The 11,597-nt window shown below is 38.3% G+C and carries 10 protein-coding genes; 9 read left to right on the top strand and 1 reads right to left on the bottom strand.

All coding sequences use genetic code 11. The annotated features are described in order from the left end of the window. The first annotated feature begins 5 nt into the window (after nt 1-5). The 4 genes from AC27H3_RS01540 (at nt 6) to AC27H3_RS01525 (ending at nt 4,351) form a co-directional block, all read left to right on the top strand. Entirely contained in the window at nt 6-644 is a 639-nt protein-coding gene (locus AC27H3_RS01540) for a YfgM family protein (protein WP_487103151.1), read from the top strand. An 18-nt stretch (nt 645-662) separates the two neighbouring features. Beyond that, a complete protein-coding gene (gene bamB / locus AC27H3_RS01535; RefSeq protein WP_487103150.1) occupies nt 663-1,865 on the top strand; it encodes an outer membrane protein assembly factor BamB in 1,203 nt (400 codons plus the stop codon). A 144-nt stretch (nt 1,866-2,009) separates the two neighbouring features. Next, the gene (gene der / locus AC27H3_RS01530; protein ID WP_487103149.1) at nt 2,010-3,485 is read left to right on the top strand and encodes a ribosome biogenesis GTPase Der; all 1,476 of its coding nucleotides are present in this window, start codon (nt 2,010-2,012) and stop codon (nt 3,483-3,485) included. Between the two features lie 182 nt (nt 3,486-3,667). Next, nucleotides 3,668-4,351: a flagellar brake domain-containing protein gene (locus AC27H3_RS01525; protein WP_487103147.1), complete on the top strand. Its 684-nt coding sequence runs from the start codon at nt 3,668-3,670 to the stop codon at nt 4,349-4,351. Here the strand turns inward: AC27H3_RS01525 and xseA are convergent. Continuing rightward, on the bottom strand, nt 4,348-5,685 hold the full coding sequence (gene xseA, locus AC27H3_RS01520; RefSeq protein ID WP_487103146.1) for an exodeoxyribonuclease VII large subunit: 1,338 nt from the start codon (nt 5,683-5,685) through the stop codon (nt 4,348-4,350). The genes AC27H3_RS01525 and xseA overlap by 4 nt on opposite strands. A 189-nt stretch (nt 5,686-5,874) precedes the next feature. Between xseA and guaB the strand changes: the two genes are divergently transcribed. The 5 genes from guaB (at nt 5,875) to AC27H3_RS01495 (ending at nt 11,410) form a co-directional block, all read left to right on the top strand. Beyond that, nucleotides 5,875-7,347: an IMP dehydrogenase gene (gene guaB / locus AC27H3_RS01515; protein WP_487103144.1), complete on the top strand. Its 1,473-nt coding sequence runs from the start codon at nt 5,875-5,877 to the stop codon at nt 7,345-7,347. A gap of 238 nt (nt 7,348-7,585) precedes the next feature. After that, a complete protein-coding gene (gene guaA / locus AC27H3_RS01510; protein WP_085301443.1) occupies nt 7,586-9,163 on the top strand; it encodes a glutamine-hydrolyzing GMP synthase in 1,578 nt (525 codons plus the stop codon). A 692-nt stretch (nt 9,164-9,855) separates the two neighbouring features. Continuing rightward, nucleotides 9,856-10,431, top strand: coding sequence for a hypothetical protein (locus AC27H3_RS01505; RefSeq protein WP_487103142.1), 576 nt, complete (start codon nt 9,856-9,858; stop codon nt 10,429-10,431). A 15-nt stretch (nt 10,432-10,446) separates the two neighbouring features. Next, nucleotides 10,447-10,989 carry a hypothetical protein gene (locus AC27H3_RS01500; RefSeq protein WP_487103140.1) on the top strand — a complete coding sequence of 181 codons (543 nt, stop codon included), beginning with the start codon at nt 10,447-10,449 and terminating at the stop codon, nt 10,987-10,989. Between the two features lie 70 nt (nt 10,990-11,059). Continuing rightward, nucleotides 11,060-11,410: a RidA family protein gene (locus AC27H3_RS01495; protein WP_487103139.1), complete on the top strand. Its 351-nt coding sequence runs from the start codon at nt 11,060-11,062 to the stop codon at nt 11,408-11,410. The last annotated feature ends 187 nt before the right edge of the window (nt 11,411-11,597 follow it).

The raw sequence follows: 11,597 nt of genomic DNA, 5'->3' as shown, positions 1-11,597 counted from the left end.
TAGTTTTGGATATACATCAAACAGAAGAACAACAAGTAGAAGCAATCAAAACGTTTTGGAGTAACAACGGAAACGCAATTATTGCTGGTTTAGTTATTGGTTTTTCAGGATTTATAGGTCTTAATTACTATAACGATTATAAATTACAACAAGAACTTAATACTTCAGAAGCTTATCAAGCAATGATGGAAGCTTCGACTGAAGAAGGTGCTAATTTTGAAGTAGCTGGTAATGCTTTTATTGCTGAAAATGAAAGCTCTAGCTATACAATGCTAACGGCAATTGCCTTAGCTAAAGAAGCTGCTGAAAACCAAAACTGGGAAAAAGCTGAAACATATCTAAGCACAGCGATTGAAAAATCAGTTGATGACGGTATTAAAGCAATAGCCACAGTGCGTTTAGCGCGTGTGCAGTTACAGTTAGAAAAATTTGAACTAGCGTTGAAAACATTAGCTCCTAAATTACCTGCCTCATTCGATACGAGTGTTGAAGAAATTAAAGGTGATATTTACTTTAAACAAGGTAAACCTGAATTAGCACGTACTGCTTATCAAGCGGCCATCGACAGCGCAGATGATAGCAGCAACCCAGCTTTACAGATGAAACTAGATAATCTAGCGCAAGTTATTAACTTAAACAAATAGAGAGCGATAAGCATGTTTATGAGTAAACGCTTTAATAGAAACCTCCTTGTTATTTGTTTTTTAGCACTAGGAATTTCTGCGTGTTCATCAACTGATGATGAAGACGAAGATCTAAAGGTTGCAGAATTAACTGAAATAAAAGCATTGTTTGAACCTGATGTGAAATGGGATGCAAGCGTTGGCAACGGTGTGGGAGATTACTTCTCTCGTATTCAACCTGTAGTTGCTTACGGCAAAGTGGTTAGTGTAAGTCGCGAAGGTGAAGCTTACGCATTTGACGAACAAAGCGGTGATCAAGTTTGGCATGCTGATTTAAGCGACATAGAAAATAAGCGCGGCTTTTTTGACGATAAAGAGCCTGCTTTAATTAGTGGCGGTGTTGTTGCCGGTATTAACAAGGCTTTTTTTGGTAGTGAAAATGGTGAAGTTTTCGCACTTGATATTGAAAATGGCAAGCTAGCTTGGAAAGGTAAAGTTAAAGGTGAAGTTATAGCTGCACCAGCACTAGACTCAGGTAAGCTAGTTGTAAATACAGCATCAGGCGTAATGAAAGCATTTAATGCCTCAAACGGCCAAGACGATTGGCAAATAGAACAAGATGTACCACCATTAACATTACGTGGTATTAGTGCTCCTGTTATTGCTGGCGGTGGTGTTATTGTTGGCTCTGCCGACGGTTCATTATCTGTTTATTTACTTGAACAAGGCCGCCAAGGTTGGACGGTAGATATTGGTGAAGCTGCAGGCTCAACCGAATTAGAACGTGTTATTGATGTTGACTCAACGCCATTAATTTACGGTGATAACATTTATAGCGTATCTTCAAGAGGCAATTTAAGTGCCGTTGAACTACGTTCAGGTCGTGTATTATGGCAGCGTCAATATTCATCTTATCGTGAAGTGTCGATAAGCGGTAACAGCTTATTTTTAACTGATGTTAAAGGTCATGTATACGCAATTGACCGTAATAATGGCTTAGAACTTTGGAGCCAGTTATCTTTCACTAATCGTGGCGTAACTGGACCGGTTCCTCAAGGTAATTATGTTGTTGTTGGAGATTTTGAAGGTTATTTACATTGGTTAGATCAAGATACCGGCGAAATAGTCTCTCGCCATCATGTTGATAGCAGCGGAATTCATGCAACACCAACAGTTGAAAATAACGTTTTGTATAGCCAAGCACGTAATGGTGATTTAGAAGCGATTACTATTCCAAAATAAATAATTTAATGAGTCAGTTAAAAAATACCGACTAACTAAATATTTAGACTAAAATTATAAACGGCTCCAGTGCAAAATGTGCTGGAGCCGTTGTTTATTAATAACGCTAACATCATATTAGCGTAAAAGAAATTTGAGGTGAACATGCTTCCTGTAGTAGCACTCGTTGGGCGACCTAATGTCGGTAAATCAACACTATTTAACAGATTAACACGCAGCAGAGATGCTTTAGTTGCCGACTACCCTGGTTTAACGCGTGACCGCCAATACGGAAAAGCGGAAGTTGAAGAGCATCCATTTATTGTTATTGATACTGGCGGCATTGAAGGTGACGAGAAGGGTATTGATGCTTTAATGGCTGAACAGTCTTTAATTGCTATTGATGAAGCCGATGCCGTATTATTTATGGTTGATGCAAGAGCAGGTTTAACATCTGCTGATCAAGGTATAGCCAGCCATTTACGTAAACAAGATAAAAAAGTATTTTTGGTTGCTAATAAAGTCGATGGTATAGATGCTGACTCTGCGGTTGCTGACTTCTACTCACTTGGTTTAGGCGATGCAGTACATCAAATTGCTGCGGCTCATGGCCGTGGTGTTACGCAACTATTAACGTTAGCCTTAACACCTCATATTGAAGAGTTGGGCAGACCGAAAGCACAAGAAAATGACGAATTTGACGGTGATTTCGAAGAACACTTAGACCCTGAAGCTCTCGATAAAAAGAATATTGAAGAAGCGCCAGAAGAAACTGACACTATAAAACTAGCGATCATTGGTAAACCTAACGTAGGTAAGTCGACTTTAACTAATCGTATTTTAGGTGAAGACAGAGTCGTAGTATTTGATATGCCGGGTACAACGCGTGATAGCGTTTATATTCCAATGGAGCACAATGGTCGTCCTTATACTTTAATTGATACGGCAGGTATTCGTCGTCGTAAAAATGTTACTGACATCGTAGAAAAGTTCTCAGTTATTAAAACTTTACGCGCGATTGAAGATGCTAATGTTTGTTTGTTGATCATTGATGCTCAAGAAGGCATTAGTGATCAAGATTTAAGCTTACTCGGGTTTATCTTAGAAGCAGGGCGTTCATTGGTATTAGCAGTGAATAAATGGGATGGTTTAGATGACCACGTTAAAGATCGTATTAAATCTGAATTAGATCGTCGCCTAGGCTTTATTGATTTTGCTCGAATTCATTTTATTTCAGCGTTACACGGCACAGGTGTAGGGCATTTATATGAGTCAGTTGAAGAAGCGTTTATTTCAGCAACTAAACGTATTTCTACTTCTATGGTAACTAAAATTTTAGATATGGCGGTGTTTGATCACCAACCTCCTATGCACCAAGGTCGTCGTATAAAACTAAAATATGCCCATGCCGGTGGTTACAACCCACCTATTATTGTGATTCATGGCAACTTAGCGAAAAACCTACCGTTATCTTATAAACGTTATTTAATGAACTATTACCGTAAGTCATTAAAAATAATGGGAACCCCAATTAGAATTGAATTTAGAGAAACATCGAACCCATTTGCGGGTAAGAAAAAACTAAATTATACCGAGCAAAAGAAACTTGCCCGAGCAACTCAAGGTTATAAAAAAGACTAAGTATTACGCTTAAGTGATAACAAAACTGACAACTCAATGTCAGTTTTTTTATCCGTTTTTTTTGCTTGTTTTTAATACGATTGATATTGCCTTAGTTAATGTATTCCGCTAATGTTAAATACCCTAAGCAACTTATTTAACAGAATAATTTTGTTCTATTAAGATTAAACTTTTGGAAACTTATGCCTGATCCCTCTGCAAAGATTGAAACAGTAGAACGGTTAAATAAAAATTTAGCATTGTTACACCCTGGTTCTGTTGTAACACTCGATATGTCGACCCCAGCAGGGCAACGAGGTAAGTTTCGTTCAACGTTTATCGGTTATTTACAAAAGCATTATGTTTTAGTGCAATACCCTGATAGCTCAAAAATGGGCACTTTCGCGAAATACATTGCTCCCGGCATGGGCGTAACTGTTCGTGGTTTAATTGAGGGTCACGAAGGGGCGGTAGTTGCATTCATTTCTAATATTAAAATGGCTATTCAAATTCCTTCTCGTATTTTAGTACTAGAATTTCCAAGAGAAGTAAGCTTACAGAATCTTCGTGGTTCAATGCGCATTGAGACCTATATAAAAGCTAAAACTAAAATTAAAGAGGAATATTGGGGCTCAGTAATTTCTGATATTTCTGTTTCTGGCTGTAAACTCATGATCACAAATGGTGAAAAGCTAACATTAACGGAGGATAAGCCGATAGAAATCATTATTGAAGATTTCCAAGGTTTAAAGAACCTCAAGCTAGCAGCTGAAATTTGTAATAGTAAAATACAAACGGCCGGCGTATTGCTCGGGGTTAAATTTAACGATTCAAGTAAAAGCGAAGTAACTAAGTTATTACAAGAAGCGGTAATTTCAACTGGCTAATTGGCCTTTACTGCTAAAACTTTAGCATCGACTACACCATCAGAAACTTCCACTTTAATATTGGTTTCAATTTCTAAATCTTTAATACTTTTAACCATTTCCCCTTGCTCAGTTCGAGTTATACTATAGCCACGAGCAATAGTCGCTAATGGACTAACAATATGAAGCTGTTCGCATTGATGAGAAAAAACTTCACGTTTAGCCATTAATAGCCGTTGTTGGGCTTTGATCAATTGTGTATTTAATTGCGCTGCATACTGAAGTTTTTGTTTTACTTTATTAGCCGGGCTAGCATTAATAAGACGTTGCTCAAGGTATGTTGGCTGATGTTTAACTTGATTTAACTTCCTCGAAATAAGCCCTTGTAAACGAAGCGTGAGATCGTCTGATTTTTGTTGTTTATTTCGTAACTGTTGTTCAGGATGAACTTGGCTCAACCTATGATTTAAACTCCCCAACAAATGGCTTGAGCGCTTTAGTTGTTGGCCAATAGCTAAGTGCGCGCGCTTGGAAAGAGAAAGAAGGTTTTTGATACGCTCTTCTGTATCAGCAGAAACAAGCTCTGCAGCAGCTGACGGCGTAGGGGCCCTTAAGTCTGCTACATAATCAGATAACGTTGTATCTATCTCATGACCTACTCCGCTAATTATTGGTAATGCGGATTGGAAGATTGCTCGTGCTACAATTTCTTCATTAAAAGCCCACAAATCTTCTAAAGAACCTCCACCTCGAGCTATTAATAATACATCTACTTCATTGCGTTGGTTTGCTAACGTTATTGCATGGGTAATATCATATTTAGCTTGTTCGCCTTGAACTAACACCGGATAAATAATAACTTTTAAGAGCGGGTTTCTTCGCTTTAATACGTTAATAATATCTTTTACTGCCGCACCCGTCGGCGAAGTAATGATGCCGACTGTTTCAATTAATTTAGGTATAGCTTGCTTATGATAAAGCTCAAATAAACCTTCTTTATGCAACTGGCCTTTTAATAATTGATACTGTTGTCGTAGTAAGCCTTCTCCAGCAGACTCCATTTGCTCAATAATCAGTTGAAAGTCGCCACGCGGCTCATACAAGGATACTTTAGCTCGCACTAGAACTTGTTGGCCATTTTGTGGCTGAATGCTAACCCTACGATTATTACCTTTAAACATAGCGCAGCGAACTTGCGATTTTTGATCTTTTAAAGATAAATACCAATGTCCAGAGCTTGCGGCAATAAAATTAGATATTTCGCCACATAACCAAACAGTATTTAACTCACTTTCTAGAATAAAACGTACTTTTTTGGTGAGTTCACTAACTTGTAGAATATGCTGTTGAGCCATAAATATTTTACTTTCTATATGATTAAGAGGTAACAAAATGTTATTGCCGACCATTATATATTTGTTTAACCCATAATCGGCAGTTTATTTTCATTTTATCGCAATTATAAGTTTACCTTAGTCGTGAAAGCGGTTAAAATTCTGCCGCAATATTTCCTCCCTAACCACTCATTTTAGAGAGATGTTGCGATGCTAAGAATTGCCCAAGAAGCGTTAACGTTTGACGATGTTTTACTGGTACCTGCTCATTCTACGGTACTGCCCCATACTGCCGAGTTAAAAACTAAATTAACTCGAAAGATCAACTTAAATGTTCCAATGATCTCTGCGTCGATGGACACAGTGACCGAAGCACGTTTAGCTATTACCTTAGCTCAAGAAGGTGGTGTAGGTTTTATTCACAAAAATATGACCATTGCTGAACAAGCTAAAAATGTTTCTAAAGTTAAGAAATATGAAAGCGGCATTGTTTCAGATCCTGTTACGGTTAACCCAACAGCCACTATCGAAGGCACCATGCGCTTAGCTGATGAACTTGGTTTTTCAGGCTTTCCGGTTGTTGACGAAAAAAATAAACTTGTTGGCATTATTACAGGGCGCGATTTACGCTTTGAAACTGATTTAACTAAGCCAGTATCGGCATTGATGACCAAGAAAGACAAACTTGTCACAGTACAAGAAGGTGCATCACGAGAAGAAATACTTTGTTTAATGCACGAACATCGCATTGAAAAAATACTAATGGTAGACGACGCTTTTACGCTTAAAGGTATGATCACTGTTAAAGATTATCAAAAAGCTGAAAGTAAACCTAATGCTTGTAAAGATGAGCTAGGTCGCCTACGTGTTGGTGCTGCTGTTGGTGTTGGCGCTGGCACCGATGAACGTATTGATGCACTTGTTGCTGCAGGTGTTGATGTTTTATTAATTGATACATCACACGGGCACTCACAAGGTGTTCTTGATCGCGTAGCTGAAACTCGCGCTAAATACCCAGATTTACAAATTATTGCCGGTAACGTTGCTACAGCTGCTGGCGCTAAGGCTTTAGCTGATGTTGGTGTTGATGCTGTTAAAGTAGGTATTGGCCCAGGCTCTATTTGTACTACTCGAATTGTTACTGGTGTAGGTGTTCCACAATTAACCGCTATCTCTAATGCTGTTGAAGCATTAAAAGGGACCGGAATTCCGGTTATTGCCGATGGTGGTATTCGTTTTTCAGGCGATATTGCTAAAGCATTAGTTGCTGGTGCACATTGTGTCATGGTTGGCAGCATGCTTGCTGGTACAGAAGAAGCGCCAGGCGAAGTAGAGTTATACCAAGGCCGTTACTATAAATCGTATCGTGGCATGGGTTCTTTAGGCGCCATGAGTCAGAAAGAAGGCTCAAGTGATCGCTACTTCCAAAAGTCTGATGGCGAAGCCGATAAATTAGTACCAGAAGGTATTGAAGGACGTGTTGCTTATAAAGGCCCAGTTGCTGCTATTATCCATCAACAAATGGGTGGCTTACGCTCTTCAATGGGCTTAACAGGCTCTGCTACCATTGAAATTATGCGCACCAAACCTGAGTTTATGAAAATAACTTCTGCCGGTATGGGTGAGTCTCATGTTCATGATGTTGCTATCACTAAAGAAGCGCCAAATTATCGCATGGGCTAGTAAGAGCGGTAGAGTTATTTAAATTAAGTTTGTATTCGCTGAGCACCTATTGACGAATGTTGAACAGGTACTTTGATCTGAACTTGAACTTAAATACTCTCAACGCTTTGTTGTTAGAAAAATAAAACTGAAGATGATTTTTTACTCATCTAAAGAAATTCAAATAGGCTGAGCGCTATCTCATTTTGAGCAAGCTCAGCCTGTTCATTTTATAGTTAAATAAAAGTAGGAAAACAACATGAGTAAAGACATTCATGATCACCGCATACTGATATTAGATTTTGGTTCGCAATATACTCAACTAATCGCTCGTCGTGTTCGAGAAATTGGTGTTTATTGTGAATTATGGGCTTGGGATGTTACTCAAGAACAAATTGAAGGTTTTAATCCTACTGGCATAATTTTAGCGGGCGGACCTGAGTCAGTTACCGAACAAAACTCTCCTCGTGCACCTGAATATGTATTTAATGCGGGTGTGCCAGTATTGGGTATTTGTTACGGCATGCAAACCATGGCTGAACAATTAGGTGGCGGTGTAGAAGGTTCTGAACATAAAGAATTCGGCTATGCAGCGGTAGAAGTTATCGCAAAATCAGCACTCTTTAATGCTATTGAAGATAATGTCAGTCAAAACGGCAATGCATTATTAGATGTGTGGATGAGCCATGGCGATAAAGTGTCAGCTATTCCTGAAGGTTTTGTTACTGTTGCCCAAACGCCAAGTTGTAAATACGCGGCAATGGCAAATGAAGACAAGCAATTCTACGGTGTACAATTTCATCCTGAAGTTACTCATACTAAGCAAGGCTTAAGAATTCTTGAGCATTTTGTTGTTGATATTTGTCAGTGTGAAAAGTTGTGGACACCAGCATCAATTATTGAAGATGCAATCGAGAAAATGAAAACACAAATCGGAGATGACGAAGTTGTTCTTGGTTTGTCTGGTGGTGTTGACTCATCTGTTGTTGCTATGCTTTTACACCGCGCCATTGGTGATAAACTAACTTGTGTATTTGTTGATAATGGTTTACTCCGTTTAAACGAAGGCCAGCAAGTAATGGATATGTTTGGTGACCATTTCGGTTTAAATATTATTCATGTTAATGCCGAAAATCGTTTCTTAGACCGATTAGCTGATGAGAACGACCCTGAGAAAAAACGTAAAATTATTGGTAATGTTTTTGTTGAAATTTTTGACGAAGAAGCCGGTAAACTTAAGAATGCTAAATGGTTAGCCCAAGGTACTATTTACCCAGATGTTATTGAATCAGCTGCGTCTGCAACTGGCAAAGCCCATGTGATTAAATCGCACCATAATGTTGGCGGTTTGCCTGAAGATATGGAGTTAGGCTTAGTAGAGCCACTACGCGAATTGTTTAAAGATGAAGTGCGTAAAATTGGTTTAGAGCTTGGATTACCTTATGACATGCTTTATCGTCATCCTTTCCCAGGGCCAGGTTTAGGTGTTCGTATTTTAGGTGAAGTGAAAAAAGAATACGCAGACTTACTTCGCCGTGCCGACCATATTTTTATTGAAGAATTACACAAGCATGACTTATACAAAAAAGTCAGCCAAGCTTTCACGGTATTTTTACCTGTACGTTCAGTAGGTGTAATGGGCGATGCAAGAAAATATGACTGGGTTGTAAGCCTACGTTGTGTAGAAACTATCGACTTTATGACCGCTCGTTGGTCGCACTTACCTTACGATTTCTTAGGCTTAGTGTCTAACCGTATTATTAACGAAATTGATGGTATTTCTCGCGTTGTTTACGATATATCAGGGAAGCCGCCCGCAACAATTGAATGGGAGTAACCCTACCTTAAGCTTGTTAGAACATCCAATTTCGGCGTTGGAAGTACTCACCTAGTAACCTAGGCTCCGTGCTACCGCCTTGAACTTGAATGTTCTACCTGCGCTTAAGCGTGAATTACGGTGACATCCAATTTCGGCGTTGGAAGTACTCATCTAGTAAACTAGGCTCCGTGCTACCGCCTTGAACTTGAATGTTCTAACTGCGCTTAAGCGTGAATTACGGTGACATCCAATTTCGGCGTTGGAAGTACTCATCTAGTAAACTAGGCTCCGTGCTACCGCCTTGAACTTGAATGTTCTACCTGCGCTTAAGCGTGAATTACGGTAACAATCGATTTGTCGATTGGAAGTACTCACCTAGTAACCTAGGCTCCGTGCTACCGCCTTGAACTTGAATGTTCTACATGCGCTTAAGCGTGAAGATAGGGTGAATAGGCTTACGTGTTATTTTCAAGTGGCATTGTTGCTAAGTAATGAAGTTTATAAACTTAAAACCTGCTGTAATCAGCAGGTTTTTTTATGGGCGATATTCAATATTAGTCACTACATTATATTACTTATTGGGTCTTAACTATTTCATTAACGATCAGAGTTAATTATTGATAATACGCAGAAAAATATGTACATTGTGCTCGTTAACTTTGTTAACAAAACTATAACAATTAAAAATAATAAATTGAAAGGGATTCACAGTGAAAACATACATTCAAAGCATTGTAGTATTACTTGCGTTACTAATTACTGGCTGTGCGCATCAAATTGAAATTAACCCCGATATGGCAAATATTAATCAAGTAGAAAATAAAAGTGACAAAATAGTTGGTTATTTCATTTCAGAAGAACACAAAAAGAAAAAAGTAACAACACCAGGCGGCGGTGGCGATAAAATTTCTTATCTGCCATATAGCGACTTAGAAAGCGCTTTTTATACTGCTCTATCGAATAAATACAAAGATGTTTACTCTGTAAAGTCACTAGATGAAAGTAGCTTCATTAAAGAGAAAGGTATTTCATTAATTTTTGTACCAGAAATAGAAACTGATTCAAGCTCAGATAGTATTATGACTTGGCCTGCCACTGACTTTTCAATCAAATTAACATGTAAAGCTATCTCTGCTAGTGGTGACTTAGTTTGGGAGAAAACCATTGAGTCTGCTGGTCATGCAGAGTTTGATGAGTTTAAGAGTGATTTTTCCTTATCAGCACGCCGCGCTTCAGAACAAGCCATTAACTTGCTTGTTGAAGAGCTCAATAATATTACAGAATAATACTGAGGGATCATTATGAAATATTTAGCCGTTTTGTCGGTGTTGTTACTATCTGCTTGTACTATGGTGGCACCGCCATATAAAAATTCAATGGATAATTTACAACATTTAAAGCGAAGTGATATGCAAGAAGTCGCTGTTGGAAATATAGAAGATAGCAAAAAAGTAAATTCTATTTCTCTTCGTGGTTCTAGTTTGGTTTCCCCAAATAATAAATCTTTTGGAGATTATTTAGAGCTAGCACTAGAGAGTGAGTTGACTGCAGCTAAGCTTTATTCTGGTGTTTCTTCAATCGTTATTAATGGAAAACTCATTGAAAATGATATTGATGTTTCTGGTTTCTCAGTAGGTGAAGGTAACATGACCGTAGAGTTTGTTGTCTCAAATAAGGATAGCGTTATCTTTACAAAATCAATCTCGGTAACCCACGAATTTGATTCATCATTTATTGGGAATATTGCTATTCCAAATGGCCAATTAAGCTATCCAGTATTGGTGCAAAAGCTTTGTGGTGCTTTATTTACCGATCCTGACTTTCTGAAAGCAACCGAACGTTAATTATTAGTGTGAAAAATCATAAGCCCTGTTAACATCTAACAGGGCTTTTTTATATGTGAATGAAAATTAAATGACTATTGAAAGATTAGAAACTAAACCTCGCATGAGCCGTATTGTTAAGCACAATGGTACGGTTTATTTATGTGGTCAAGTATGTGCAGATGCAACTAAAGATATAACCGAGCAAACACAAACGATGTTAGACAAGGTTGAAACCTTATTAACGCAAGCTGGCAGTTCAAAGCAACATATGCTTTCAGCAACTATTTATTTAAAAACTATGGCTGACTTTTCGGCAATGAATGCGGTATGGGATGCATGGGTTCCAGATGGGCATGCACCAGCACGAGCTTGTGTTGAAGCTGCAATGGCGAGAGATGTACTGCTAGTTGAAATAAGTGTCGTTGCCGCTGAAATATAGCGCCGTCCTTAATTTATTAATGCGATGGCTACTTTAAATAATAACGTACAATTAAGCAGTTTAATTTTCTTTTTGTTTTAAAATTTTTCGATTGCTGGTTTAGATTATCGAGTGTTCATTTATTTATTTTTAAATAGTGCGTTTTATGCTGCTCATTTTTTATTGTTTGTTATTTGAGCGCGTTGTG

The sequence above is a fragment of the Colwellia sp. NW0002-52-1 genome, assembly GCF_057550865.1.
The sequence above is the reverse complement of the archived record's forward strand: the minus strand, read 5'-3'. Positions and strand labels throughout refer to the sequence as shown.